We start from the raw sequence: 26234 nt of genomic DNA on the forward strand, positions 1-26234 counted from the left end.
ATCATGCCGCACCGGACCCATGCGCTCCGGGGCGCCGATCGGCCAAGCCGGGCCGTTCAACCAGCGATTTTCGGCCGAACAGGCCGTCGGCAGCGGTCGTTCGGCCGCATCAGCGTCGCATCAGCCGACGCGTCGGCCGTCGCATCAGCCCTCGCGTCGGCCGCCGTTCGGTCGCCGCACCCGTCGCGTCACCCGTCGTTCGGCTGCTGCCAGCTCTGCAGCACCCACTTGAACTGCTTGCTGGTCTTCGCCCAGTCCTCCGCCGGCGTCGACATGTAGAGGGCGTACTCGATGCCCGCGCGCGAGAAATACGTCTCCTCGATGGCGTGCCGCGGACCGGCGACGTGCGGCGGGTCCTTCTTGAGCGCGGTCCAGGTGTACTCCCACAGCGAGCCGTTGCGGTCGCGGTAGATGTTCGCCTTCAGGGTCACTCGCCTGTAGTCGACCAGCCGCTGCAACTGCTGTTCCAGATCCGTCTGGTGCTGGAAGGCGTTGGCGAAGTCCGGCGAGCTGTCGATGGCGATACGGACGAAGTGCAGGCCGCCGTCCGGGCTGTAGTCGATCTGCTTGAGGTTGCCCAGGTTCTGGTAGACCGTCCGCTTCCAGCCCTTGGGCAGGGAGAGGCTGAAACCGAGCGGGTCGTGGTACAGCTGCCAGTCGGCGGGGACCCCGCCCTCGGGGCCCGGGGGCGTGCTGCCGCTCGCGGACGGTGACGTCGCGGGGCCGGCGCCGCCCCCGCTCGCCCCGGTGTCCTGCGCCGTGCCGCCCCACTCCTGGAAGGCCACCGCCGCGCCCCCGCCGAGCACGGCCGCGACGGCGACGACCAGGGCGAGGGTGCGCAGCCGGCGCCGGGGCTTCGGTCTGGGCCGTACCGGCGCCGGGCCGGCAGGCGCGGGGGCGACAGCCGTCTGCCCGGTCGCGGACCGGCCCGGTGCCGCCTGCGCTCCGGGGACGGTGGCACCCGTCGTATAGCTGTGGGAGCCGTAGCCCGAGGTGCCCGCCCCGCCGGTGCCCACGCCCGAACTCTGGGTGGGGACGAACGCCTGGGCCGTGGACGGGCGGCGGCCCTCCGCCGCCTCGGCGAGCATCTGCTCCGCCTCCTCCGCGCTCGGCCGCCGGTCCGGTTCCTTGCGCAGCAGGGCGGATATGACGGGGCCGAGCGCACCCGCGTGGCGCAGCTCGTCGGCCTCCTCCTCGACGACCGCCTGCATGGTGCTCAGCGGTGAGGTACGGCGGAACGGTGAACGGCCCTCGACCGCCGTGTACAGGGTGGCGCCGAGCGCCCAGAGGTCCGAGGACGGGCCCGGATCGTGGCCGCGCACCCGCTCGGGCGCGAGATAGTCGACCGAGCCGACGACCTCTCCGGTGCGGGTGATGGTGGAGTCGCCCTCGATCTGGGCGATGCCGAAGTCGGTGAGCAGCACCCGGCCGTCCCGGCCCAGCAGGACGTTGCCGGGCTTGATGTCCCGGTGCAGGACGCCGGCGGAGTGCGCGGCACGCAGCGCCCGCAGCACCCACAGCCCGATCCGCGCGGCCTCCCGCGGCTCGACGCGCCCGCGCTCCTTGACCGCGTCGGCCAGCGAGTTGCCCTCGACCAGCTCCATGACGATCCACGGGCGGCCGTCGTGCTCCAGGACGTCGTGCACGGTGACGACGGCGGAGTGGCTGATGCGCGCGGCGGCGCGGGCCTCGGCCCGGGTGCGGGCCAGCAGCACGGCCCGGTCGCCGTCGGAGACGTAGAGCGCCGCGGTCAACTCCTTGACGGCGACCGTCCGGTGGAGCACCTCGTCGTGGGCACGCCACACTCGGCCCATGCCGCCGCTGCCGATGGATTCGGCGAGTCGGTAGCGGCCCGCTACGAGCAGGCCCTGCATCTGATTCACGTTGCCCCGCAATGCTCTTGACAGGGTCAGATTAAGGACCGGTCTGCCATCAGGGAACCAGCGGGGTACCAAGGTGACAGCACTGTGACGGTTGCCGCCGCCGGAAACCGGCCAGACCCGGCCCGCCCGTATACGGGGCGCTCAACGCGTGTAGCGGTACGTCGCCGTGGCCTGCTCGTAGAACCGGGTCACCGCGTCCCGTTGGGACTCCGGGCCGCGGACCTGGACGATGTGGTAGCGGCCGTTCAGCAGGATCGCCATGTTCCGTACGAACAGGTCCTGTCCCTGCCCGTCGGTCCAGGTGAACTGCCCCTCGGCCATGGTCCGTCCGCCCACCTCGATGGTTCGCAGACCGGTCGCCGTGGCCCAGCTGGAGCTGCGGTACGGCTGGAGTTCGCTCTCCTTGTCCCGCTGGTAGGCCATCGGGTCACTGCCGTACGTCGCGGCGCCGTCCCGTCCGGGTACGACGATCAGCTCGAAGTTCCCCTGGCCGTAGACCACCTGGCCGCTGCCGTTCTTCGGGGTGCGGTCCCAGCCCTTGGCCACGGCGATCTCGAAACCCTCCGGATCCTTGCGCAGGGTGAAGCCGTCGGCGACGGACGGGTCACCGTCGGTCTGGGTATCGGTGGCGGGGGCACTGCTCTGTGGCGTGCCCTGCCCGGAGGAGGGCTCCGGGGTGCGCGAGGGCGCGGTACTCGCCTCTCCCGCGCTGCCGGTGCGCTCGCTGCCCGCGGCCCCGCTCTCGCCCTGCTTCGGCATGAACAGCATCGCGTACGCGATCGCCCCGGCGAGCAGGAGCAGTATCACCAGGAGCAGGGTCCGGCCGAGGCTGCGCGGCGACGACCCCGCCGCTTCCCGGGCCCGCTGCTCCCGGGCCCGCTTGTGCCGGCCGTGCGGATGGCTCTCGGGCACGCCGGAGCGGCGGCGGCGCAGCCGTACCAGCTCGCCGCGGCGCCGGACGATCGGCAGCCGGCGCGGATCGGCGGACGGCACGGGCACGACATGCGTACCGGCGTCGGGCTCGGGCGCGGACCGCACCAGCGAGCGCAGCCAGCCGTTCAGCTCCTCGAAGTCCAGGCGCTCGGTGGGGTCCTGGCGCAACAGCGACTCCACGACCGGGCGCAGCGGACCGCACTCCTCGGCGAAGGCGGGCGGCTCGGCACACACCAGCTGCACCAGCTCGGCCGTGGACTCCTCCGGGTACGGCGCGTGCCCCTGTACGGCCCGGAACAGCAGCGCGCCGAGCGCCCACAGGTCGGTGGCGGGCCCGATCGGCGCCGCCAGCTGCCAGTTCTCGTGCACGGGCCCGGCCTGTTCCGGCGCCCATCGCTCGGTCACCGGCCCCACGACGGTCATCCGCACCTGCCGCGCCCGCTCGGCGGCCAGGGCGGTCCCCGGTCCCCGCCGGGGCGCGGCGGGATCTCCGGCTTCGTCCCAGTGGGAGAGGGCGGCGGGTTGCTGTGGGAGGGGGATCCGCTCGGGGGCTTGGGAGAACTCCGGGGTGTGGGGGTGCGTGCTGCGAGGGGCCGGGGCCCGGCCGGGGAGACCGGGGCCGGCACCGGTGCGGTGGGCGGGGCCCTGGGCGTGCGTGCCGTAGGGGTCGCCCGGGACCGGCGGGCGGCCGGGGCGGGGGTCCGCCGGGGGCGGCCCGGGGCGCTGCGTGGCGCCGTCCAGCGCCGCAGAGGCGCCGGAAGCGGTGCGGGGCGAGGCGCCGTGCCAGGGGGCGCCCTGCACATCGTGGGGGTCGGCTGTCCGCCCGGGGGGCGTCGTGGGTCCGCCGGGGTACGACGCGGGTCCGCCGGGGTACGACGGCTGGGGCGCGCCGTCGGCCCGGTCGGCGCCGGTCCCGTTCTCCGCGGGTGGCCGGGCGCCGGGCAGCGCGGGGCGCCCGTTCTCCCGGGACTCCTGCACCCGGGCGGCGGCACGCGCGCCCGCGCGGTACGCGGCAATCGCCCCGGCGCGTGCGGCACGGATGTCCGCGCCGCTCTCCAGGGGGCGTTGGCCCGCCGCACCGGGCATCCCGGGTCCACCGGACGCTCCGGTCCCGCCCGGCGCCCCGGTTCCACCGGGCATCCCCGGTCCGCCCGGCGCCCCGTTCGCTCCCGGCACCGGCAGTCCGCCGGCGGCCCTCGCCTGGATCGCGGCCCGGCGGGCAGCCTCGGGGTCGACGTCGGCGGAAGGAACACCGCCGACCGGGCCGCCGGAAGAGCGGGCACCATCCTGCGCACCGGGTCCACCGGCGAACGTACCGCCGCCCGAGCCACCACTCGGTCCGTCGGCGGCTCCCGGGCGGGCGGCTCCCGGCTCCGCTCGTTCCGCTCCGGCTGCCGCCCCCACGGGCCCCGCACCGGACTCGTCCGGCACCGGGTCGTACCCGCAGAGCGCCTCCTCCGCGGCGCCGACCGCGAGGCCGGTCAGCATCACCCGGCCGTCGTCGCAGACCAGCACCGTACGGGCGGTGATGTTGCGGTGCACCCAGCCGTGGGCGTGCAGCACCCGGAGCGCCATGAGCACGTCGGCGGCGACCTCGGCCGCCCGGTACGGCGACAGCGGCTGCTCGGCGAGGAGTGCGGCCAGCGGGCGCGCGGCCACCGACTCGCTCACTATCCACAGCGACCCGCCCTCGGCGAACACGTCGAAGACCTGGTCGAGCCGCGGATGATCGGGGATGCGGGCCGCCGCCTGCACCGCCTCGACGGCGCGCCGCACGGCGGGGTCCGCGGGCCGCCGGGTGGCGGTCCGGGCGTCCGGCGTCCGCCGGGTGGCGCGCTCACGCGCGGTGAACCCCTCGGGCAGTCCCTCCGCGTCGAGCACCTCGGCCTCGACGACCTCCGGCAAGGGCACCTGCCGGACGAGCACTTCCTGGCCGCTGTAGGTGTCGAAGGCGCGGGTCTCGGTGAGTTCGTACTCGTCGGAGGGCGGCAACGGCAGGCGGTAGCGGTCGGCCAGCACCCGACCCGCGTAGTCGTCCACGTTGCCTCCCCCGGCCGCCCGGTCGGTCACATCCGTTCGCCTCGCGACCCGTTTCGCACACACATCCGGCTGCGTACGGTCCGCAACCATTCACGATACGTGCCGGAGGCAACCCGCATCGCGTGGATGACGGATTCTCACGCCCCAAAACCGGCGGCCGGATCCTACGACTTGGGCTCGAAGGACTGCGTCAACGTCTTCCAGGTGTCCTTGCGCAGCGCGCTGTCCCAGTTCGCGCTCTTCGCGGTGTACATCAGCCCGTAGCCCTGGTGGTCGTCGACGACGAAACCCCGGTCGATGGTGCGGTACCCGGTGCCGCCGTCGACGTAGGTGAACTCCCAGTCGGCCGTGTTCCAGCCGCGGTAGTCCACCTTCTCTATGCGGATCTTCCGGTACTGCGAACGGACCATGTAGCGCTCCTGGTTCCTCCAGTCCGCCACCGGGTCGTCCTTGGGGCTGCCGGTCCAGCCGACGAGCAGCTTCTGCCCGTCGGGACCGGTGTAGCGGTCACCCGCGTCATCGCTGGACTGGTACGACCATCCCTTGGGCAGCCCGATCGAGTACCCCTGGCCGCTCTTGCGGGTCGACACCACCGGCGCGCCTCCGCCGCCCTTCGCACCGGACGAACCGTCGGTGGAGGCGCTCGCGTCGACGGCGGTGCCGGAACCGGCGCCCGAACCGGTGCCGGCCGACGACGGGCTCGCCCCGCCGCCCTTGGCCCTGCCGCCCTTGTCCTGCTTGGTGGACGCGCTGGCGCTCGCCGCCGCCTTGGCCCCGCTGCTCTTGCCGTCCTTGCCGTCGTCGCCGTTCAGCGCGAGGGCCAGGACGGTGCCGAGGACCGCGAGGGCGACCACCACGGCGATGATCACCAGCGTGCGCTTGGGTACGACGTCGGTCAGCGGCGCCCGGGGCACCGGCCGCGGCGGCAGGTCCAGGTCCGGCGGCGGCATCACCGGCCAGCCCGAACTCGGCTTGTTCGCGATGGAGTTCGGCGTACCGGTGCTGCCGGCGGTTCCGGCGGCGCCGGAAGCGGACCCCGTCCGTCTCCCGGCCGGTCCGGCACCGGTCCCGGGGGAGGCGCCGGGCCGCGCCCCACCGGAGGAGACACCGGGGGTCGCCGGGCGGGCGCCGCCGGGGGCTGCCTGACGTGCCCCGCCAGGAGTGGCCGGGCGGGCGCCGCCGGAGTTGGCCTGGCGTGCCCCGCCGGCGGTGGCACCGCCCTTGCCACCAGCGCCCGTCGCGCCACCTGCACCACCCGCGCCCGCCGCACCACCCGCACCTCGTGCGTTCGGTGCGGTCGGTGCGTTCGGTGCGGCCGCGTCCCCGGCGTTCTTCGTCCGTGCCGACGCCGCGGCACCGGCCGCCCCGGCCGCCTTGCGGACCGAACGCAGCGCGCCGCGCAGCTTCTCCCCGGCCTCCTCGCCCCGCCGGCCCTCGGACGACCCGGGCAGCGCCGGCAACGGCACCACCCGCGTGGCGTCCATCGGCTCCGGCTCGGGTGCGTGGATCACCGCCTGGAACATGGCGCGGGCCCCGGCGTCGTCGAGCCGCTCGGCCGGATCCTTGGCCAGCAGGCCGTAGATGACGTTCTTGAGCGGGCCCGCGTTCTTGGGCTCCTCCAGGGGCTCGGTCATCACCGCGGTGAGCGTGGCGATCGCCGACCCCTTGTCGTACGGCGGCACGCCCTCGACCGCGGCGTACAGCAGGCCGCCGAGCGACCACAGGTCGGCCGCAGGGCCCGGCTTGTGACCGCGGGCGCGCTCGGGCGCGATGTAGGAGGGGGCGCCGACCAGCATGCCGGTGGAGGTGATGGACGGGTCGCCCTCGACCTGCGCGATACCGAAGTCGGTGAGCACGACCCGGCCGTCCTCGGCGATCAGCACGTTGGACGGCTTCACGTCCCGGTGCAGGATGCCCTCGCGGTGCGCGGAGCGCAGCACGTCGAGGACGGCGAGGCCCACCTCGGCGGCGCGCCTCGGCTCCAGCAGACCGTCCTCGCGGATGACCTCGGCGAGGGACTTGCCCTCCACCAACTCCATGACGATCCACGGCCGGTCGTCCTCGTCGACCACGTCGAAGACCGTCACCGCGCTGTTGTTGCGGATCCGGGCGATCGCCTTGGCTTCGCGCAGGGTACGCGTGATCAGGCGCCGCTTCTCCTCCTCGTCGATGTTCGACGGGAACCGCAGCTCCTTGACGGCGACCGTCCGGCCCAGCGTCTCGTCCTCGGCGCGCCAGACCGTGCCCATGCCGCCCCGGCCCAGCACGTCTCCCAGCCGGTACCGCCCGGCGAGGAGACGACGCTCGCTCTTGTCCTGACGAGTCTCCTGACGAGATGTACCCGCCCGCTCCGTCTCCGACATGCGTCCCCTCATACAACCCGCCCTGACAGAGCCTCCATTGTCTCTCACTCGACAAGTGCCCCACGCCCAGGGGGCCCCTGGCCGCGGCCCGGTCTTCCGCGGTGGCGGGCGTCAGTTGAGCGGCACGATGTCCGGTGCCCCCAGCCGTGCCGCGTCCGCCGTCTGGTCGTCGGGCTGGAGCTGGGACTCCCGCTCGGCCTCCACCCGCTTCTCGTAGTGCTCGACCTCGCGCTCGATCTGGTCCTTGTCCCAGCCGAGGACCGGCGCCATCAGCTCGGCGGCCTCACGGGCGCTGCGCGTGCCCCGGTCGAAGGTCTCGATGGAGATGCGGGTACGGCGGGTGAGGACGTCGTCCAGATGGCGGGCGCCCTCGTGCGAGGCGGCGTACACCACCTCGGCGCGCAGATAGTCGTCGGCGCCCTGCAGCGGCGCGCCCAGGGCGGGGTCGGCGGCGACGAGGTCCAATACCTCCTCGGCCAGGGAGCCGTAGCGGTTCAGCAGATGCTCGACGCGGGCCGCGTGCAGTCCGGTGCGGGCGGCGATGCGCGCTCTGGCGTTCCACAGCGCCTGGTATCCCTCCGCGCCCAGCAGCGGGGTCTCCTCGGTGACGCAGTCGGCGACCCGCATGTCCAGGCCGTGCACCGCCTCGTCGACGGCGTCCTTCGCCATCACCCGGTAGGTGGTGTACTTGCCGCCCGCCACGACCACGAGGCCCGGCGCCGGGTGGGCGACCGTGTGCTCGCGGGACAGCTTGCTGGTGGCGTCGGACTCCCCGGCGAGCAGGGGGCGCAGACCCGCGTACACACCCTGGACGTCGTCGCGGCCGAGCGGCACCGCCAGCACCGAGTTGACGTGCTCCAGCAGATAGTCGATGTCGGCGCTGGACGCGGCCGGATGCGCCTTGTCGAGGTCCCAGTCGGTGTCGGTGGTGCCGATGATCCAGTGCCGGCCCCAGGGGATGACGAAGAGGACAGACTTCTCGGTACGCAGGATCAGGCCGGTCGTGGAGTGGATGCGGTCCTTGGGCACGACCAGGTGGATGCCCTTGGAGGCGCGGACGTGGAACTGGCCGCGCTCCCCCACCATGGCCTGCGTGTCGTCGGTCCACACGCCGGTCGCGTTCACCACCTGCTTGGCGTGGATCTCGTACTCCCCGCCGCCCTCCACGTCCCGCACCAAGGCGCCCACCACGCGCTCGCCCTCGCGCAGAAACCCGGTCACCCGCGCGCGGTTGGCCACCTTGGCGCCGTAGGACGCGGCCGTGCGCACCAGCGTGGCCACGAAACGGGCGTCGTCCATCTGGGCGTCGTAGTACTGCAGGGCGCCGACCAGGGCGTCCTTCTTCAGGCAGGGGGCGACGCGCAGGGCGTGACGGTGGGTCAGATGGCGGTGCAGGGGCAGGCCCCGGCCGTGCCCGCGCGCCATGGACATCGCGTCGTACAGGGCCACGCCCGAGCCGGCGTAGAGCCGCTCCCAGCCCTTGTGCTGCAGCGGGTAGAGGAACGGCACCGGCTTGACCAGGTGCGGGGCGAGCCGCTCCAGCAGCAGCCCGCGCTCCTTCAACGCTTCTCTTACGAGGGCGAAGTCGAGCATCTCCAGATAGCGCAGCCCGCCGTGGATCAGCTTGCTGGACCGGCTGGACGTGCCGGACGCCCAGTCACGGGCCTCGACCAGCCCGGTGGACAGGCCACGCGTGACGGCGTCCAGCGCCGTGCCGGCACCGACGACTCCGCCGCCGATCACGAGCACGTCCAGCTCCCGCTCCGCCATCGCCGCCAGTGCCTCGGCGCGCTGCACCGGACCCAGAGTCGCTGTCCTCACCGCTGCCTCCCGCTGTCGCAGACCCGCTCGCGTCGGCCGCACCCGGTGGGCGAAGCCCGGTTCATCCCCTCCTCATGCCCAAATTCTGACCGGGTTGCCCGACTTCAGCCACCACGGGCTCGCACGCTGTGGACAACTTGCGTACAACCCTCGGAAGACACACGAACACAATCACACATAACTGTCATATGTGTACCTAGTCTGGCAGAGCATTCGCTCAGCAGAGCTCTTGCTCAACCTGTCGACAGCGGTTGCGCACCTGTCCCGCTTCGGCTACTGGAAGGACGGCCCACGCATGCCCGCAGACCTCGCCGTCATCGGACTCGGCTCCTACGGCTTGCCGCTGGCCCAGGCCGCCGTCGCCGCAGGCATCTCCACGCTCGGCTTCACCACGGGGCCCGAGGCGGGCTCCCTCAGTCCGGCCGAGTTGCGCCGGATGCATCTGGCCGGCTTCCGGCCCGGTACCGACCCGGCCCAGCTCGGCCGGGTGCGCACCGCCGTGATCTGCCCGTCGACCGCAAGCGACACCGACGGCGGACTCGACCTCGGCCAGGTGGAGGCGGCGGCCCGCGCGCTCGCCGAGCGGCTGCGCCCGCACACCACCGTCATCCTGGAGTCGCCGGTGCTGCCCGGCACGACGGAGGAGTTCCTGCGGCCCCTGCTGGAGGAGGGCTCGGGGCTGCGCGCCGGGCGGGACTTCCACCTCGCCTACTCGCCCAGCCGGGTCGACCCCGGCAACCGCGACCACACCCCCGCCGGCACCCCCAAGGTGATCGGCGGCCTCACTCCCGCGTGCACCGAGTCCGCCGCCGCCTTCTACGGCCGGCTCACCGACAAGGTGGTACGCGCGCGTGGGCTGCGCGAGGCGGAGACCGTGCAGCTGCTGGAGACCAACTTCCGGCACGTCAACATCGCGCTCGTCAACGAGATGGCCGTCCTCTGCCATGAGCTGGGTGTCGACCTGTGGGACGTCATCCGGTGCGCGGAGACCAAGCCCTTCGGCTTCCAGGCGTTCCGGCCGGGACCGGGCGTCGGCGGGCACGGCGTCCCGCAGGACCTGACCGGCCACGCCACCCGCACCCTGCGCATGGTGGAGCTGGCCCAGCAGGTCAACCACCGGATGCCGCGCTATGTCATCCAGCGCGCCGCCACCCTCCTCAACGAGCACGGCAAGTCCGCCCGCGCGGCGCGCGTTCTGCTGCTCGGTGTCACCTACAAGCCCGACGTCCCCGACCAGCAGGGCACGCCCGCCCGGGAGATCGCGATCCGGCTGATGGAGCTGGGCGCCTCCGTGAGCTACCACGACCCGCTCGTGGCCTCCTGGACCGTCCTGGACCGCCCGGTGCCGCGCGCGGACGCGCTCTACGACGCCGCCGCCGACGCCGACCTGACGATCCTGCTGCAGAACCACCGCACGTACGACCTGCAGGCGCTGTCGGTGAAGGCCCAGCTGCTGCTGGACACGCGAGGAGCGACACCCGCGGGGGCGGCGCACCGGCTCTGAGCCTGATCACGAACGGAAAACAGCCAAGGGAGTTGTCGCCCCTGGCTGTTAATCTCCCCCGGACTCACCGCACTCGTCGCACACGCGCGTGCGAGGGTTTTCCGTTTCCGTCATTCAGGTGTGCTCCACCTCGGGGGGATCTCTGTCATGAGCCAGTCAGCTCCATCGCCGCAGCCGCCGCAGTCCGGTCCGGTCGGCGGCAACCCGTACGCCCAGCAGGCCCCGGCCGGCGCGCCCTACCCGCCGCAGCCGGGCGGGTACGCCGCCCAGCCGGGTGCCTTCGCGCCGCCGGCGCCGCCCGCGCCGGGCCGGAACAACCTCGTCCTCGGCGTGCTCGCCGCGGTCGTCGCCGCCGTGGCCGCCGCCGCGCTGTACGGCGTCATCATCGGCGCCACCAAGCACGAGATCGGCTACGCGGCCGTCGGCGTCGGTTTCGTGATCGGTCTGGCGGCGGGCAAGGCGGGCGGCCGCAATCCGGTCCTCCCGATCGCCGCCGTCGTCCTGGCCCTGGCCTCCGTCTACTTCGGCCAGCTCGTGGGCGAGGCCATGATCGGCGCCAAGGACACCGGCCTGAGCTTCTCCACGGTCTTCTTCGACCACTTCGACGTGGTCCAGAAGGCCTGGAAGGAGGAGGCCGACCCGCTCACCTTCCTCTTCTTCGGCATCGCCGGGTTCGCCGCGTTCTCGGGCACCAAGAAGGCCGCCCGATAGCAGGGCGCACGCGCGCGAAGGGGCCCGCCCACCGCACCGGTGGACGGGCCCCTTCGGCGTCGTACGGGGTCAGCGGCGGTGCTGGCTGTCCGCGACCGTCACCTCGACCCGCTGGAACTCCTTCAGCTCGCTGTAGCCGGTGGTGGCCATCGCGCGGCGCAGGGCGCCGAAGAAGTTCATCGAGCCGTCGGGCGTGTGGGAGGGGCCGGTGAGGATCTCCTCGATGGTGCCGACCGTGCCGAGGCCGACCTTCTTGCCACGGGGCAGCTCCTCGTTGACCGCCTCCATGCCCCAGTGGTGGCCCTTGCCGGGCGCGTCCGTGGCGCGGGCCAGCGGGGAGCCCATCATCACCGCGTCGGCGCCGCAGGCGATCGCCTTGGGCAGGTCGCCGGACCAGCCGACACCGCCGTCCGCGATCACGTGCACGTACCGGCCGCCGGACTCGTCCATGTAGTCCCGGCGGGCCGCCGCCACGTCCGCGACCGCCGTGGCCATCGGGACCTGGATGCCCAGCACGTTGCGCGTGGTGTGCGCCGCGCCGCCGCCGAAGCCCACGAGGACACCCGCGGCACCCGTGCGCATCAGGTGCAGGGCCGCCGTGTACGTGGCGCAGCCGCCGACGATCACCGGGACGTCCAGCTCGTAGATGAACTGCTTCAGGTTCAGCGGCTCGTGCGAGGACGAGACGTGCTCCGCCGAGACCGTCGTACCCCGGATGACGAAGATGTCCACGCCCGCGTCCACGACCGCCTTGGAGAACTGGGCGGTGCGCTGCGGGGAGAGCGCGGCCGCCGTGACCACGCCGGAGTCGCGCACCTCCTTGATGCGGGCGCCGATCAGCTCCTCCTTGATGGGCGCCGCGTAGATCTCCTGGAGGCGGCGCGTCGCCTGCTCGGCGGGCAGCCCGGCGATCTCGTCGAGCAGCGGCTGCGGGTCCTCGTACCGCGTCCAGAGGCCTTCGAGGTTGAGCACGCCGAGGCCGCCCAGCTCGCCGATGCGGATCGCGGTGGCCGGGGAGACGACCGAGTCCATGGGGGCGGCCAGGAACGGCAGCTCGAAGCGGTAGGCGTCGATCTGCCAGGCGATCGAGACCTCCTTCGGGTCCCGCGTACGGCGACTGGGGACGACGGCGATGTCGTCGAAGGCGTACGCCCGGCGGCCGCGCTTGCCGCGCCCGATCTCGATCTCAGTCACGATGGTGGCCTTTCCCTATGCGTTGCAGCGCCTCCCAGTATCGCCGACGGGTACGACAAGGGCGGCCCCGGATGCTCCGGAGCCGCCCTTCCACTGCCGTCACGCGTGCGTGTGTGTCACTTCTTGCTGTAGTTCGGCGCCTCGACCGTCATCTGGATGTCGTGCGGGTGGCTCTCCTTCAGACCCGCCGAGGTGATCCGCACGAAGCGGCCCTTGGACTCCATCTCCCCGACGGTGGCGGCGCCGACGTAGCCCATGGTCTGGCGCAGGCCGCCGACGAGCTGGTGCAGCACGTTGGAGAGCGGACCGCGGTAGGGCACCTGGCCCTCGACGCCCTCGGGCACGAGCTTGTCGTCGGACGCCACCTCGGCCTGGAAGTAGCGGTCCTTCGAGTACGACCTGCCCTGGCCGCGGGACTGCATGGCACCCAGCGAGCCCATGCCGCGGTACGACTTGAACTGCTTGCCGTTGATGAACATCAGCTCGCCCGGCGACTCCTCGCAGCCGGCGAGGAGGCTGCCCAGCATGACCGTGTCCGCACCGGCGGCGAGCGCCTTGCCGATGTCGCCGGAGTACTGCAGACCGCCGTCGCCGATCAGCGGGATGCCCGCCGGACGAGCGGCGAGCGAGGCCTCGTAGATGGCGGTGACCTGCGGGACTCCGATCCCGGCGACCACGCGGGTGGTACAGATCGAGCCCGGGCCGACGCCCACCTTGATGCCGTCGACCCCGGCGTCGATGAGCGCCTGGGCGCCGTCGCGGGTGGCGACGTTGCCGCCGATCACGTCGACGTTCACGCTGGACTTGATCTTCGACATCCAGCTGAGCGCGTTGCTGTTGTGGCCGTGCGAGGTGTCGACAACCAGGAAGTCCACACCGGCCTCGGCGAGCGCCTGGGCGCGCTCCAGCGCCTCGGGGCTGGCGCCCACGGCCGCACCGACGAGCAGGCGGCCCTCGGCATCCTTGGCGGCGTTGGGGTACTGCTCGGCCTTGACGAAGTCCTTGACCGTGATCAGGCCCTGGAGGACGCCCGCGTCGTCGACCAGCGGAAGCTTCTCGATCTTGTGCTTGCGCAGCAGCTCCATGGCCTCGGGCCCGGAGATGCCGACCTTGCCGGTGACCAGCGGCATCGGGGTCATGACCTCGCGCACCTGGCGCGTGCGGTCGCTCTCGAAGGCCATGTCACGGTTGGTGACGATGCCCAGCAGCTTGCCGGCCGGGTCGGTGACCGGGACACCGCTGATGCGGAACTTGGCGCACAGGGCGTCCGCCTCGGCGAGCGTGGCCTCCGGGTGCACCGTGATCGGGTCGGTGACCATGCCGGACTCGGACCGCTTCACCAGGTCGACCTGGTTGACCTGGTCCTCGACGGAGAGGTTGCGGTGCAGCACGCCGACGCCGCCCAGCCGGGCCATCGCGATCGCCATGCGGGACTCGGTCACCTTGTCCATCGCCGCCGACAGCAGCGGGATGTTGACCCGGACGTTGCGGGAGATGCGGGACGAGGTGTCGACCGCGTTGGGGAGCACCTCGGATGCGCCCGGCAGCAGCAGCACGTCGTCGTAGGTCAGCCCGAGTGTCGCGAATTTACTGGGCACTCCGTCGACGTTGGCAGTCATGACACCTTCCCCAAATGGCCTTGATCGGTGCGGATGTCCATGCTAACGGGAAGCATCGCTAGCAAATTCCACGGTAGGGGGTCAGTTCAGGCTTCGTATGTTCGTACGGGAACGGAAGCATGCCTGTTCAACCAAGGGAGCTTCAGAGGCTCCGCTCAAGGGGGTTACTGCTCGGCGAGTGCCCGCAGGCGGCTCAGCGCTCGGTGCTGGGCGACCCGGACCGCGCCGGGTGACATTCCCAACATCTGCCCCGTCTCCTCCGCGGTCAAGCCCACGGCGATGCGCAGCAGGAGCAGTTCGCGCTGGTTCTCCGGGAGGTTGGCCAGCAGCTTCTTGGCCCACTCGGCGTCGCTGCTGAGCAGGGCGCGCTCCTCGGGGCCGAGGGAGTCGTCGGGCCGCTCCGGCATCTCGTCCGACGGCACCGCCGTGGAGCCCGGGTGGCGCATGGCGGCGCGCTGCAGGTCGGCGACCTTGTGGGAGGCGATGGCGAAGACGAACGCCTCGAAGGGGCGGCCGGTGTCGCGGTAGCGGGGCAGCGCGAGCAGGACGGCCACGCAGACCTCCTGGGCGAGGTCCTCCACGAAGTGGCGCGCGTCGCCGGGGAGCCGGGACAGCCGGGTACGGCAGTAGCGCAGCGCCAGCGGGTGGACGTGCGCGAGCAGATCGTGCGTGGCCTGCTCGTCCCCGTCGACGGCACGATGCACGAGGGCACCGATCGCCCCCTGGGCCGTGCCCGCATCGTCGTCGCGCATCGGTCCATGGTGCCTTGCGGCCGTCCGGTCCGTCGCATCGTGCCCGTGGTTGTGCACCGAAGCGTTATGAGCAGGCGCGCCGGCACTCATCCCCTGCGCCCTCCCCTTCACCTCGACCGACTCGTCCCCGAGAGACTCCACATCTCAAGGATGCGGCATCCGCGCCGAAACGAGCATCGCGCGTCCGGCGGGCCGCCTCGTACAGTGCCCGCCGAAGCGTCCGACGGAGTCGTACGCCGGGGGCGCGAACAGCCCTCCCGCGGCCGCCTCGGCGCTCGTCGCGCGGCTCCGACCACGGGTGTTCATCATGTGGATCTCCGTGCCCGCGCGCGGGCGGCCACCCGGCCGACGGCCCACCGCACGGCTCCCCGAGTGTGACCGGGTCCACCCCTGGAAGCCGCCTCACGGCCGCGTCCACGGGCAACCGGAACACCCGTCAAGGCATTTCACGGGCACCCACCTCCGCGGCGAACGAGGACGCGTACGAGACACGCACGCGTGCGTGCACCGCTCTGACGGACGGACCGGGACACGGCGGTACGACCCCGGAGCCGCAGGGCACCTCCGGCAGCCGTAGGACGCCTTCGGCCACCCCGCGCGCGGCCGCGGCACCTCACGGCGACACCGCCCCGCACACGCCGAGGCACATCGGAATACCGCGCCACGCACGCCCGAGGCGCATCGACGCACCGCCGCGACACGCCTCTGGTGCAAGGAGCGCACTCGTCCGGCCGGTACCCCGTCGCACCCGGCCGTACCCCGCACCCGCCAAGCCCCGGCCCGTCGGCACCTGAAAAGCCCGGCACCGAGCCGCGAGCGGGCAGGCGGATGGGCGGGTCGTGGTGCGGGGGGCCGTACGGGCCCGGACACTCCCGGGTGGGCGGACGGCCCGGACACCCCGTGGGGCGTGCCGGGTCTGCTTCCGTGGACGGTTCGGGCGCCGATGGCGCGCCCGGCTGCTGCCAGGTGAGGCGGACACGCGTCCGGCTCCGGGTGTGGTGCCCGGTGACGGCCGGTCCCGCCTGCCCCGCAGGGCTGGGCACCGCCTACCGGACCAGTCCCCAGCGGAAGCCGAGCGCCACGGCGTGGGCCCGGTCCGAGGCGCCGAGCTTCTTGAACAGGCGCCGCGCGTGCGTCTTGACGGTGTCCTCGGAGAGGAACAGCTCGCGGCCGATCTCGGCGTTGGAGCGGCCGTGGCTCATGCCCTCCAGCACCTGGATCTCACGCGCGGTGAGCGTGGGCGCGGCGCCCATCTCGGCCGAGCGGAGCCGGCGCGGGGCCAGTCGCCAGGTCGGGTCGGCGAGGGCCTGCGTGACCGTGGCCCGCAGCTCCGCGCGCGAGGCGTCCTTGTGCAGGTAGCCACGGGCACCGGCGGCGACCGCGAGGGCCACGCCGTCGAGGTCCTCGGCGACGGTGAGCATGATGATGCGCGCGCCGGGGTCGGCGGACAGCAGACGGCGCACGGTCTCCACGCCGCCCAGGCCGGGCATGCGCACGTCCATCAGGATGAGATCGGAACGGTCGGCGCCCCAGCGGCGGAGGACTTCCTCGCCGTTGGCCGCCGTCGTCACGCGCTCGACACCGGGCACGGTCGCCACCGCGCGGCGGAGCGCTTCTCGGGCAAGCGGGGAGTCGTCGCAGACGAGGACGGATGTCATGACCGCCCTCCGCAGCTGATGCGCGTCACCTTGAGCCTCCAGGCTGGTACGGAATCGTCACCTGTGCGGTCGACCGTCTCGGACGCCTGCCCGAGCGCTTGTGTTTTCAACCGCCTCCGCACTCTCAACGACGGTCACTCGAAAGAGTTACGGGGCTACATGCCGTCTTCGGCACTCTACGTGAGGGTCTCGACACGGTGCAGACATGGCCGACAGACCCTCAACTTTTCATCACAACTATGCCCCATTTGGCCGCTTTTCTTCCCGTTTCATGGTGTCCGAGGCTAGATTCGCAATGAGTCATATTTTCATCTCCTTAGACCGGAGATGTACGGTCGATGGCACCGTATCCGCTCAGAACGGCTACAAGGGGTCACGTAATGGCAGATTTCTCCCGCCTTCCCGGACCGAACGCGGACCTGTGGGACTGGCAGCTGCTGGCTGCTTGCCGCGGTGTGGACAGCTCGCTCTTCTTCCATCCGGAGGGCGAGCGCGGGGCGGCTCGGAGCGCTCGCGAGAACTCGGCCAAGGAGGTCTGCATGAGGTGCCCTGTGCGCGCACAGTGCGCGGCGCACGCGCTGGCGGTGCGCGAGCCGTACGGCGTGTGGGGCGGCCTGACCGAGGACGAGCGTGAGGAGTTGATGGGGCGCGCACGCAACCGCCTGGTGACGGCCTCGGCCGCCGGTGCGGACACCGCCCCGAACCACTGAAGGAACGTTTCTGCAATTCCTGGCGTGTCGAGTGACTCCCCGGCGCGCCGGGTGCGCTCTTTCCCTCCACCAGGGCACGCCGCATCACCACGCGCGTGCCCTCGTCTCTGCCGCTGCGCTCTGCCGCCGCGCGCCCGCTGCCGCGCCCTCCTCTAGGAGCGACCGGCCGCGCGGGCCAGCTGTTCCAGCGTCGCCGCCACGGCCGGGACCTGTGCCAGGTCGGGCAGGGTGAGGCCGACGATCTCGCGGCGCACCGCCGGCTCCAGCCGCACCGTGCGCACACCCCTGGGCCGTACCGACTCCACCGCCAGCTGCGGCAGGACCGCGACTCCGAGGCCCGCGCCGACCAGGCCGACCACCGCCGGGTAGTCGTCCGTGGCGAAGTCGATGCGCGGGGTGAAACCGGCCCCCTCGCACACCTCGACCAGCTGGCCGCGGCAGCGCGGGCAGCCCGCGATCCAGGGCTCCTGGGCCAGCTCGCCGATGGCGACGGCCTCCGCGCGGGCGAGGCGGTGCCGCTCGGGCACCAGCGCGACCAGGCGGTCGGTCAACAGGGGCCGTACGACCAGGTCGTCCCAGTCCTCGGCGACCGCCGCTCCCTCGTAGCGGAAGGCCAGGGCCAGGTCGCAGTCACCCTCGCGGAGCAGCTCCACGGACTTCGGAGGCTCGGCCTCCTCCAGGGAGACGCGGGTGCCGGGGTGGGCGGCGCGCAGGGCGGCCAGTGCGGTGGGGACCAGGGTGGAGCTGCCGCTGGGGAAGGAGACCAGCCGGACCCGGCCGGCCCGCAGGCCCGCGATGGCGGCGACCTCCTCCTCGGCCGCGGTGAGCCCGGCGAGGATGCCGGAGGCGTGCCTGACCAGGGCCTCCCCGGCCTGGGTCAGCCGCATCTCGCGGCCGTTGCGGACCAGCAGCGGGGTGCCGACCGAGGTCTCCAGGGCCTTCATCTGCTGGCTCACGGCGGGCTGGGTACAGCCCAGTTCGCGCCCCGCCGCCGAGAAGGAGCCGGTGGCGGCGACGGCACGCAGGACACGGAGATGACGGGCCTCGATCACCCTTCGAGTATAAGACTCGCTTGGAGATGGCGCGCGATATTCGGTCGGCGCTTTGAGGCGGGGTGTCGTACCGTGCGGATATGAAGGTTCTCTCGGTCAATCTGGGCCGGCCCCGGCCGGTGGCGTACACGGACCAGGCGGACGGTGTGACAGGCATCGACAAGCGTCCGGTCGACGGGCCGGTGCGGGTGACGGCGCCGGGTCCCAAGGGCGTGGGGGCGAGCGGGCTGGCCGGGGACGCGGTGTGCGACCTGCGGCATCACGGCGGGGACGACCAGGCGGTGTACGCCTATGCGCGCGAGGATCTCGACGCCTGGGAGCGCGAGACGGGCCGGCCGTTGGGCAACGGCTGCTTCGGGGAGAACCTGACCACGGAGGGCCTGGACCTGTCCGGGGCGCTGATCGGCGAGCGCTGGCGGATCGGCGCCGAGGTGGTGCTGGAGGTGACCTCGGGCCGGATCCCGTGCCGCACGTTCCAGGGCCATGTGGGCGAGCGCGGCTGGGTCAGGAGATTCACGCAGAAGGGCGCAACGGGCGCCTACCTCCGGGTGATCGAACCGGGCGAGGTGCGGGCGGGGGACCCGGTCGAGATCGTGCACCGGCCGGACCACGGGGTGACGGTCGCGATGCAGTTCCGCGCGGTCACCACCGAGCGGGAACTGCTGCCGCGACTGCTCGCGGCGGGCGAGGCGCTGCCCGCGGAGGCACTGGCGAAGGCGCGCAAGTACGTGGCCGAGCAGGAGGGCTGAAAGGCCGTCGGCCGGACGGCCGCCCGGGCCCCACGGACAGCGGACGCGCGCGCGGCGCCCGGGCCCGCGGGCAGCGGACGCCCCGGCTCCGGGTCACTACCCTTGGGCCATGACAACGGCTCTGATTACGGGATCGACCGCGGGGATCGGTGCCGCGTTCGCGCGGCGGCTGGCGGCTGACGGGCATGACCTCGTCCTGGTGGCCCGGGACACCGGACGGCTGCGCGAACAGGCGACCGAACTGCACGACCGGCATGGCATCGAGGTGGAGGTGCTGACCGCCGACCTGTCCGAGGACAAGGGCATCGAGACGGTGGCCGACCGCCTCGGCGACCGGAAGAACCCGGTCGACCTGCTGGTCAACAACGCCGGCTTCGGCAACAAGGGCCGCTATCTGGAGGTCCCGATGGCCGACGAGCTGAAAATGCTCAAGGTGCACTGCGAGGCGGTGCTCCGGCTGACCTCGGCGGCGTCCGGGGCGATGCGCGAGCGCGGCCGGGGCGGGATCGTCAACGTCGCCTCCGTGGCCGCCTTCGTACCGCGGGGCACCTACGGCGCCTCCAAGGCATGGGTCGTGCAGTTCACCCAGGGCGCGGCCAGGGACCTGGCCGGCAGCGGTGTCCGGCTGATGGCGCTGTGCCCCGGCTTCGTGCGCACCGAGTTCCACCAGCGGGCCGGGATGGGCACCGACAACATCCCGGGCTGGATGTGGCTGGACGCCGACAAGCTGGTCGCGACGGCCCTGGCCGATCTGGCGCGCGGCAAGTCGCTGTCCATCCCCGACCCCCGTTACAAGGCGCTGATGGGCCTGGTGAAGGTCGCCCCGCGCGGGCTGATGGGCGGGATCTCCTCGCGCACCGGACGCAAGTACGGGCCGCAGTAGCGAACGGGTGGCGCTGCCGTCCCGGTGCGAAGATGGGGGTGGACATCCGGGTCAGGGGGGCCGGGAGGCGGCGTCATGACCTTCGTGCAGCTCATCGAGTGCAGGACGAGCCGGCTGGACGAGATGAACCGGCTCATGGACGACTGGGTCGCACAGACCAAGGGGAAGCGGACGGCGACGCACGCGCTGGTCGGCAAGGACCGCTCGGACGCGTCGCACATCGTCGAAGTGGTGGAGTTCCCGTCCTACGAGGAGGCGATGCGGAACTCGCACCTCCCGGAGACCGACAAGATCTTCCAGGGATTGGTCGCCCTGTGCGACGAGACACCGACGTTCACCGATCTGGACGTCGTACGCGACGAGCGGCTGGCCGAGGACACCGTACGGCGGTTCTTCGCGGTGCTTCAGGCGCCGGGTGAACTGCCGCCGCTCAACGATCTGCTGGACGAGGACATCCACAGCCACGACCCGGTGAATCCGAGCGACACCATCGGGCTGGACAACACCCTGAGCGAGTACCGGATGTGGCGCGGCGGCTTCGACTTCACGTTCACGGTCGAGGACGTGTTCGCGCTGGGCGACCGGGCCTGCGCGCGGTGGACCTGGAACGCCACGCACAAGGGTGACTTCCTGGGGATCCCGGCCACCGGCCGGCTGGTCACCATGACCGGGATGACGCTGTTCCGGTTCCGCGGCGACGGCAAGATCGCCGAGACCTGGTGGCAGCACGACCAGCTCGGGCTGATGCAACAGCTGGGCGCACTGGACGAGTTGGAGCACTAGGGCTGGACGGACAGGGCGAAGGCCCGGCACCCCGCAAGGGGCGCCGGGCCTTCGCTCAGGAGCGCTTGGCTCAGTGGGCGTGGCCGTGGCCGTGGCCCGCGGCGGCCGGCTCTTCCTCTTCCTTCTTCTCGACGACCAGGGTCTCGGTCGTGAGCAGCAGGGAGGCGATGGAGGCGGCGTTCTCCAAGGCGGAGCGGGTCACCTTGACCGGGTCGATGACGCCGGCCTTGACCAGGTCGCCGTACTCGCCGGTGGCGGCGTTGTAGCCCTGGCCGCTGTCCAGGTCCTTGACCTTGGAGACGATGACGTAGCCCTCCTGGCCGGCGTTCTCGCCGATCCAGCGCAGCGGCTCGACGACCGCGTTGCGGACCACGGAGACACCGGTGGCCTCGTCGCCGGTCTTGTCGAGGTTGCCCTCAAGGACCTTGGAGGCGTGGACCAGCGCGGAGCCACCACCGGAGACGATGCCCTCCTCGACCGCGGCGCGGGTCGCGGAGATGGCGTCCTCCAGACGGTGCTTCTTCTCCTTCAGCTCCACCTCGGTGGCGGCGCCGACCTTGATCACGCACACGCCGCCGGCCAGCTTCGCGAGGCGCTCCTGGAGCTTCTCGCGGTCCCAGTCGGAGTCGGTGTTCTCGATCTCGGCCTTGATCTGCGCAACGCGGCCGTGGACGTCCTCGGACTTGCCGGCGCCGTCGACGATCGTGGTGTCGTCCTTGGTGACGGTCACGCGGCGGGCGGAGCCCAGCACGTCCAGACCGGCCTGGTCGAGCTTGAGGCCGACCTCCTCGGAGATGACCGTGGCGCCGGTGAGGACCGCCATGTCCTGCAGCATAGCCTTGCGGCGGTCGCCGAAGCCGGGGGCCTTCACCGCGACGGCGTTGAAGGTGCCGCGGATCTTGTTGACGACCAGGGTCGACAGGGCCTCGCCCTCGACGTCCTCGGCGATGATCAGCAGCGGCTTGGAGGCGCCGGCCTGGATGACCTTCTCCAGCAGCGGCAGCATGTCCTGGATGGAGCTGATCTTGCCCTGGTTGATGAGGATGTACGGGTCGTCGAGGACGGCCTCCATGCGCTCCTGGTCCGTCACGAAGTACGGCGACAGGTAGCCCTTGTCGAAGGCCATGCCCTCGGTGAAGTCCAGCTCCAGACCGAAGGTGTTGGACTCCTCGACGGTGATGACACCGTCCTTGCCGACCTTGTCCATCGCCTCGGCGATCAGCTCGCCGACCTGCTGGTCCTGGGCGGACAGCGCGGCGACGGCGGCGATGTCGGACTTCTCGTCGATCGGGCGGGCCGTGGCCAGCAGCTCGTCGGAGACAGCCTTGACGGCGGCGTCGATGCCCTTCTTCAGGGCGGCCGGGGAAGCGCCGGCGGCGACGTTCTTCAGGCCCTCGCGCACCAGCGCCTGGGCGAGCACGGTGGCGGTGGTGGTGCCGTCACCCGCGATGTCGTTGGTCTTGGTCGCCACCTCCTTCACCAGCTGCGCGCCGAGGTTCTCGTACGGGTCCTCGATCTCGACCTCACGGGCGATCGTGACACCGTCGTTGGTGATGGTGGGGGCACCGAACTTCTTGTCGATGACGACGTTGCGGCCCTTGGGGCCGATCGTCACCTTCACCGTGTCGGCCAGCTTGTTGACGCCGCGCTCGAGGGCGCGACGGGCGTCCTCGTCGAACTTCAGGATCTTCGCCATGACAGCGGGAGCCCTCTCGGAAAGCTAATGGGTGGAAAGACAACTGCGCCCCGGACGCCCGGCTTCGTTATCGGTCGCGGGGGCCAGGGGCGCAGCTCAGGAGCAAAGGTTTGCTCGAGGTGATTACTTCTCGATGATCGCGAGCACGTCGCGAGCCGAGAGGACGAGGTACTCCTCGCCGTTGTACTTCACCTCGGTGCCGCCGTACTTGCTGTACAGGACGACGTCGCCGACCTTGACGTCGAGCGGCAGGCGCTCGCCGTTCTCGAAGCGGCCCGGGCCCACGGCGAGGACGGCGCCCTCCTGGGGCTTCTCCTTCGCGGTGTCCGGGATGACCAGGCCAGAGGCGGTGGTCTGCTCGGCGTCGAGCGGCTGGACCACGATGCGGTCCTCAAGCGGCTTGATGGCAACCTTGGAGCTGGTGGTCGTCACGATCCGACCTCCCCCTTCGGAGATCTCACGGGGTTTGACTGTCTGAGGTGGCGACCAGGTCGATCCGTCGTCGCGGGTGCCGGACCTGCCCGTCGCGTTTTGGCACTCTCACCTGCGGAGTGCCAGAGCCGAGACTATGGCGGGAGTTAGCACTCGGTCAAGCGGAGTGCCAATCCCTGCGGCGCGTCGGCCGAAGATTGTCGGCGCGCGGTCCCTTTTGGCGCACGGTGCCGCCCCGCCGTCGCCGGGGGCTGCCGCCGCCACACCCCCGCTTCGGCCTGAACGGCCTCGCCCCCAGCACCGGGCAGGCCGGTTCTTGCGGGCCTGCCCCGGAAAGCGCCCTACAGATAGTCCTCAAGCCTGCCGACCGTCAGCCCCCGCCGCTGCACCCTCCGCAGGACCCGGGTCGTGCGCTCGCGCGACGACACCCCCGTCGTCTCGTCCGGGCCGACCAGGATGATGTCGCCGGGGCGCAGGTGGTGTGTGCCGTGGGTGTAGACGAGGTCCGTCGGGGTCATCGCGGCGCGCCACAGGACGATCGCGGAGATGCCGCAGTCGGCCGCCGCGCGCAGCGTGGTGGTGTCGTACGAGGCGTACGGCGGGCGGAAGAGACGGGCGCGTACGCCGAGGCGGGATCTGAGCCTGCTCTGCTGGCCGCAGATCTCGGCGCGCTGTCCGGCGTACGGCAGTCCGGCCAGCGTGCGGTGGTCGAGGGTGTGGTTCTGGATGCCGGCGCCCAGCTTGCGCAGGCGGGCGAAGTGGCCGTAACCGGGGCCGGCGGCGCTGTCGGTGAGGAACATGCTGACCGGCAGCCGGAGTTCGCGGACCATGTCGACGAACCGGGGGTCCTGCTCGGCGCCGTCGTCGTAGGTGAGGAAGACGACCCGGTCGCGGGTGGGGACGTGGTCGACGACGCGGGGCAGGGCGCGGCCGCCGGTCTGCGGGGCGAGGGCCAGGGCGCGGGCGGCGGGGCGCGGCGGGCGGGCGAGGGGCTCGGCCAGGCCCCAGCGTCGGAAGCTCTGGTCGGGGGTGGGGCCGTGCGGGCGTACGCCCTCGGCGGCCTTCTTGCCGAGGCGTTCGATGGGGTCGACGGACTGGGCGCAGCCGCCGAGGAGGAGGGCCGAGGCGAGGAGTGCGGCCAGGCGGCGGCACGGGCGGCGCCCGCAGCCGGTCCGCGTGCGCGCCGCCCGCGGGCGCCTCCCCGGCCTCACAGGTAGTCCTCCAGGCGGGCCACGGCGTAGCCCTCGCGCGTGACCTTGTTCAGGAAGCGGCGCATGTCGTCGATCATCGTGCCGTTCCAGTCGGAGCGGCCGCGGAAGTGGGTGAGGACGATGTCGCCGCGGCGCATCTTCTGGTCGTCCTCGCGGTACTCCCAGTGGTCGACGAAGACCTCCTCGTTCCAGATCGGCGCGTACTTGATGCCGCAGGACTTGGCGGCGCGCAGGGTGTCCTGGTTGTAGTTGCCGTAGGGCGGGCGGAAGACCGTCGGGCGCTTGCCGAACTGCTTCTCCATGATGTCCTGCATGTCGCAGATCTCGGTCTTCTGGTCCTCGTAGGACAGCGCCGGCAGGTAGGGGTGGTGCAGCGTGTGGTTGTTGAGGGTGTGGCCGTAGGACTGCATCGTGCGGAAGTACCCGTAGTCGTCCTCGACCAGGTAGTTGCTGAGGAACGCGGTGTACGGGATCTTCAGGTCCTGCATCATCCGCAGGAACCTGGGGTCCTTGTTCGAGCCGTCGTCGATGGTGAGGAAGACGATCTTCTGCTGGGTGGGGATCGTGGTGAAGACCGGGGGCAGATTCCAGTCCTCCTGGTGGTCCACCTCGAAGCCGGACCGGGCGGTGATCCGCGGCTTCTTCGCGGGCGGCGGCGGGGGCGCCAGCGGCGCGCGGTCCAGCCCCCAGCGCTTGGCGGCGGCGACCAGCTGGGCGTGTGCGGCAGTCCGCCGGGCCTCGGGGCTCAGGGCCTGCCCGGGGCCGCCATGGCCGGGCGCGGGGCGGGATGCAGCGGGGCCGCCCTGGCTGGGACCGCCCTGGCCGGAGCCGCCCTGGCTGGGCGCGGGGTGGGATACGGCGCCGCCGGCGCAGCCGGAGAGGAGGGCGGCGGAGGCAAGCGCGACGGCTCCGCAGCTCCGGACCAGACGACCGAAAAATGACCTTCTTGTAGCGTTTTCATCGTCTTGTACGACTGCTCGCATGGTGCCGGATCCTCCCAGCCCGGACTCCGGCGGCCGGGCCGACACCGCCGCCGGAAGGCGACGATCCACCGACTGGCCCACAATGACCCGGTGAACGACCTCGCTCTGCTCCTCACCCCCGAAGGCCGCGCCCTCCTCGACGAGGTCCGCGACACCGCCCCGGCGGACGAACTCGCCGTCGCCACCCGGCTGCGCCGCGACCACCCCGCCGAGCTGGTGTCGGCCGCGCTCGGCCAGGCCCGGCTGCGGCAGCGGGCGGCGGCGAAGTTCACCGCGGCGGACGCGGGGCGGATGTTCTTCACGCCGAACGGGGTCGAGCAGTCGACGCGGACCACGGTGGCGAGCTACCGAGCGGAGCGGTTCAAGGGCCTGGGTGTGACCTCCGTGGCCGACCTGTGCTGCGGGATCGGCGGGGACGCGATCGCGCTCGCCCGCGCGGGCATCCGGGTGCTCGCCGTGGACCGGGACCCGCTGACGGCGGCCGTGGCGCGGGCGAACGCAGAGGAACTGGGGCTGGGCGAGCTGATCGAGGTGCGGGAGGCGGACGTCACGGAGGTGGACACCGGCGGCTACGACGCCGTGTTCGTCGACCCCGCCCGGCGCGGCGGACGCGGCAGGATCTTCGACCCCGAGGCCTACTCCCCGCCCCTGTCCTGGGCCGTCGAGGCCGCCCGCGCAGCACCGCACGCGGCGCTGAAGGTGGCGCCCGGCATTCCGCACGAGGCCGTGCCCGCCGATGCCGAGGCCGAGTGGATCTCGGACGGCGGGGACGTGAAGGAGGCGGTGGTGTGGTTCGGGACCGGGGCGCCGGGCGCCGTACGCGCCACGCTGCTGCCCGGCCCGCGCACGCTCCTCGGCAAGCGGCTGCCCGATCCCCCGGTCCGGCCCGTCGGGCGGTATCTGTACGAGCCCGACGGCGCCGTCATCCGCGCCCATCTGGTCGCCGAGGTCGCCGAGGAGGTCGACGGCGGCCTCGTCGACGCGACCATCGCCTACGTCACCGCCGACGCGCTACGGCCCACCCGGTACGCCTCCGCCTACGAGATCACCGACCAACTCCCCTTCAACGTCAAGAAGTTGAAGGCCCTGCTGCGGGAGCGCGAAGTCGGCACGCTGACCGTGAAGAAGCGCGGGTCGGCCGTCGAGCCGGAGGAACTGCGCAAGAAGGTCAAACCGCAGGGGCCGAACGCGGCGACCGTGTTCCTCACCCGGGTCGCGGGGGCACCCACGATGCTCGTGGGACGTCCCGCCTAGGTC

General features: G+C 72.1%; 20 protein-coding genes. 7 read left to right on the forward strand and 13 right to left on the reverse strand.

Annotated elements, in window-relative coordinates; translation table 11 throughout:
* Nucleotides 1–188: 188 nt before the first annotated feature.
* From AB5L52_RS17605 to AB5L52_RS17620, 4 genes are all read right to left on the reverse strand, one after another.
* Entirely contained in the window at nucleotides 189–1874 is a 1686-nt protein-coding gene (locus AB5L52_RS17605) for a serine/threonine-protein kinase (RefSeq protein ID WP_369364955.1), read from the reverse strand.
* A gap of 150 nt (nucleotides 1875–2024) precedes the next feature.
* The gene (locus AB5L52_RS17610; protein ID WP_369364957.1) at nucleotides 2025–4856 is read right to left on the reverse strand and encodes a protein kinase; all 2832 of its coding nucleotides are present in this window, start codon (nucleotides 4854–4856) and stop codon (nucleotides 2025–2027) included.
* Between the two features lie 164 nt (nucleotides 4857–5020).
* Nucleotides 5021–7219 carry a protein kinase gene (locus AB5L52_RS17615; protein WP_369364959.1) on the reverse strand — a complete coding sequence of 733 codons (2199 nt, stop codon included), beginning with the start codon at nucleotides 7217–7219 and terminating at the stop codon, nucleotides 5021–5023.
* A 111-nt stretch (nucleotides 7220–7330) separates the two neighbouring features.
* Nucleotides 7331–9040, reverse strand: coding sequence for a glycerol-3-phosphate dehydrogenase/oxidase (locus AB5L52_RS17620; RefSeq protein ID WP_351021559.1), 1710 nt, complete (start codon nucleotides 9038–9040; stop codon nucleotides 7331–7333).
* A 295-nt stretch (nucleotides 9041–9335) separates the two neighbouring features.
* On the opposite strand from AB5L52_RS17620, the gene AB5L52_RS17625 reads away from it, so the two are divergent.
* Nucleotides 9336–10544, forward strand: coding sequence for a nucleotide sugar dehydrogenase (locus AB5L52_RS17625; protein ID WP_351021561.1), 1209 nt, complete (start codon nucleotides 9336–9338; stop codon nucleotides 10542–10544).
* 147 nt (nucleotides 10545–10691) lie between these two features.
* Complete coding sequence (locus tag AB5L52_RS17630) at nucleotides 10692–11255, forward strand: hypothetical protein (protein ID WP_351561422.1); 564 nt, start codon at nucleotides 10692–10694, stop codon at nucleotides 11253–11255.
* Nucleotides 11256–11324: 69 nt separating this feature from the next.
* Here the strand turns inward: AB5L52_RS17630 and AB5L52_RS17635 are convergent, their stop codons facing one another.
* From AB5L52_RS17635 to AB5L52_RS17650, 4 genes are all read right to left on the reverse strand, one after another.
* Nucleotides 11325–12449 (reverse strand): GuaB3 family IMP dehydrogenase-related protein, encoded by a 1125-nt coding sequence (locus tag AB5L52_RS17635; protein ID WP_351021565.1) that lies wholly within the window; start codon nucleotides 12447–12449, stop codon nucleotides 11325–11327.
* A 116-nt stretch (nucleotides 12450–12565) separates the two neighbouring features.
* Nucleotides 12566–14068, reverse strand: a complete 1503-nt coding sequence (gene guaB, locus AB5L52_RS17640; protein ID WP_351021567.1) for an IMP dehydrogenase — start codon at nucleotides 14066–14068, stop codon at nucleotides 12566–12568.
* 164 nt (nucleotides 14069–14232) lie between these two features.
* Nucleotides 14233–14820, reverse strand: a complete 588-nt coding sequence (locus tag AB5L52_RS17645; RefSeq protein ID WP_351021569.1) for a sigma-70 family RNA polymerase sigma factor — start codon at nucleotides 14818–14820, stop codon at nucleotides 14233–14235.
* Between the two features lie 1046 nt (nucleotides 14821–15866).
* Nucleotides 15867–16478, reverse strand: a complete 612-nt coding sequence (locus AB5L52_RS17650) for a response regulator transcription factor (RefSeq protein ID WP_003948568.1) — start codon at nucleotides 16476–16478, stop codon at nucleotides 15867–15869.
* Between the two features lie 380 nt (nucleotides 16479–16858).
* Here AB5L52_RS17650 and AB5L52_RS17655 point away from each other — a divergent pair, with 380 nt between their 5' ends.
* Nucleotides 16859–17188, forward strand: coding sequence for a WhiB family transcriptional regulator (locus tag AB5L52_RS17655; RefSeq protein ID WP_351021571.1), 330 nt, complete (start codon nucleotides 16859–16861; stop codon nucleotides 17186–17188).
* 152 nt (nucleotides 17189–17340) lie between these two features.
* On the opposite strand, the gene AB5L52_RS17660 is transcribed toward AB5L52_RS17655, so the two are convergent.
* Nucleotides 17341–18240, reverse strand: coding sequence for a LysR family transcriptional regulator (locus AB5L52_RS17660; protein ID WP_351021573.1), 900 nt, complete (start codon nucleotides 18238–18240; stop codon nucleotides 17341–17343).
* 80 nt (nucleotides 18241–18320) lie between these two features.
* On the opposite strand from AB5L52_RS17660, the gene AB5L52_RS17665 reads away from it, so the two are divergent.
* The 3 genes from AB5L52_RS17665 to AB5L52_RS17675 all read left to right on the forward strand — a co-directional run bounded on the left by AB5L52_RS17665 (nucleotide 18321) and on the right by AB5L52_RS17675 (nucleotide 20655).
* Entirely contained in the window at nucleotides 18321–18989 is a 669-nt protein-coding gene (locus tag AB5L52_RS17665) for an MOSC domain-containing protein (RefSeq protein ID WP_369364964.1), read from the forward strand.
* A 109-nt stretch (nucleotides 18990–19098) separates the two neighbouring features.
* Complete coding sequence (locus AB5L52_RS17670; RefSeq protein WP_351021577.1) at nucleotides 19099–19872, forward strand: SDR family oxidoreductase; 774 nt, start codon at nucleotides 19099–19101, stop codon at nucleotides 19870–19872.
* 75 nt (nucleotides 19873–19947) lie between these two features.
* The gene (locus AB5L52_RS17675) at nucleotides 19948–20655 is read left to right on the forward strand and encodes an ester cyclase (RefSeq protein WP_351021579.1); all 708 of its coding nucleotides are present in this window, start codon (nucleotides 19948–19950) and stop codon (nucleotides 20653–20655) included.
* 70 nt (nucleotides 20656–20725) lie between these two features.
* Here AB5L52_RS17675 and groL read toward each other — a convergent pair whose 3' ends face one another.
* From groL to AB5L52_RS17695, 4 genes are all read right to left on the reverse strand, one after another.
* Nucleotides 20726–22351, reverse strand: a complete 1626-nt coding sequence (gene groL / locus AB5L52_RS17680) for a chaperonin GroEL (RefSeq protein WP_351021581.1) — start codon at nucleotides 22349–22351, stop codon at nucleotides 20726–20728.
* A 123-nt stretch (nucleotides 22352–22474) separates the two neighbouring features.
* Nucleotides 22475–22783: a co-chaperone GroES gene (gene groES, locus AB5L52_RS17685; protein WP_020132158.1), complete on the reverse strand. Its 309-nt coding sequence runs from the start codon at nucleotides 22781–22783 to the stop codon at nucleotides 22475–22477.
* A 341-nt stretch (nucleotides 22784–23124) separates the two neighbouring features.
* The gene (locus AB5L52_RS17690; protein ID WP_351021670.1) at nucleotides 23125–23925 is read right to left on the reverse strand and encodes a polysaccharide deacetylase family protein; all 801 of its coding nucleotides are present in this window, start codon (nucleotides 23923–23925) and stop codon (nucleotides 23125–23127) included.
* A gap of 65 nt (nucleotides 23926–23990) precedes the next feature.
* A complete protein-coding gene (locus tag AB5L52_RS17695) occupies nucleotides 23991–24977 on the reverse strand; it encodes a polysaccharide deacetylase family protein (protein WP_351021583.1) in 987 nt (328 codons plus the stop codon).
* A 90-nt stretch (nucleotides 24978–25067) separates the two neighbouring features.
* Here AB5L52_RS17695 and AB5L52_RS17700 point away from each other — a divergent pair, with 90 nt between their 5' ends.
* A complete protein-coding gene (locus AB5L52_RS17700; protein ID WP_351021585.1) occupies nucleotides 25068–26231 on the forward strand; it encodes a methyltransferase domain-containing protein in 1164 nt (387 codons plus the stop codon).
* Nucleotides 26232–26234 lie beyond the last annotated feature (3 nt).

It is taken from the genome of Streptomyces sp. CG4 (assembly GCF_041080655.1).
GTDB lineage: Bacteria > Actinomycetota > Actinomycetes > Streptomycetales > Streptomycetaceae > Streptomyces.

What these genes read in the sequence shown, in the direction of transcription:
- groL (WP_351021581.1), bottom strand. Translation starts at nt 22,351, where the DNA reads ATGGCGAAGATCCTGAAGTTCGACGAGGACGCCCGTCGCGCCCTCGAG.
- AB5L52_RS17605 (WP_369364955.1), bottom strand. Translation starts at nt 1,874, where the DNA reads ATGCAGGGCCTGCTCGTAGCGGGCCGCTACCGACTCGCCGAATCCATC.
- AB5L52_RS17615 (WP_369364959.1), bottom strand. Translation starts at nt 7,219, where the DNA reads ATGTCGGAGACGGAGCGGGCGGGTACATCTCGTCAGGAGACTCGTCAG.
- AB5L52_RS17645 (WP_351021569.1), bottom strand. Translation starts at nt 14,820, where the DNA reads ATGCGCGACGACGATGCGGGCACGGCCCAGGGGGCGATCGGTGCCCTC.
- AB5L52_RS17665 (WP_369364964.1), top strand. Translation starts at nt 18,321, where the DNA reads ATGAAGGTTCTCTCGGTCAATCTGGGCCGGCCCCGGCCGGTGGCGTAC.
- AB5L52_RS17630 (WP_351561422.1), top strand. Translation starts at nt 10,692, where the DNA reads ATGAGCCAGTCAGCTCCATCGCCGCAGCCGCCGCAGTCCGGTCCGGTC.
- AB5L52_RS17670 (WP_351021577.1), top strand. Translation starts at nt 19,099, where the DNA reads ATGACAACGGCTCTGATTACGGGATCGACCGCGGGGATCGGTGCCGCG.
- guaB (WP_351021567.1), bottom strand. Translation starts at nt 14,068, where the DNA reads ATGACTGCCAACGTCGACGGAGTGCCCAGTAAATTCGCGACACTCGGG.
- AB5L52_RS17655 (WP_351021571.1), top strand. Translation starts at nt 16,859, where the DNA reads ATGGCAGATTTCTCCCGCCTTCCCGGACCGAACGCGGACCTGTGGGAC.
- AB5L52_RS17625 (WP_351021561.1), top strand. Translation starts at nt 9,336, where the DNA reads ATGCCCGCAGACCTCGCCGTCATCGGACTCGGCTCCTACGGCTTGCCG.
- AB5L52_RS17695 (WP_351021583.1), bottom strand. Translation starts at nt 24,977, where the DNA reads ATGCGAGCAGTCGTACAAGACGATGAAAACGCTACAAGAAGGTCATTT.
- AB5L52_RS17650 (WP_003948568.1), bottom strand. Translation starts at nt 16,478, where the DNA reads ATGACATCCGTCCTCGTCTGCGACGACTCCCCGCTTGCCCGAGAAGCG.
- AB5L52_RS17675 (WP_351021579.1), top strand. Translation starts at nt 19,948, where the DNA reads ATGACCTTCGTGCAGCTCATCGAGTGCAGGACGAGCCGGCTGGACGAG.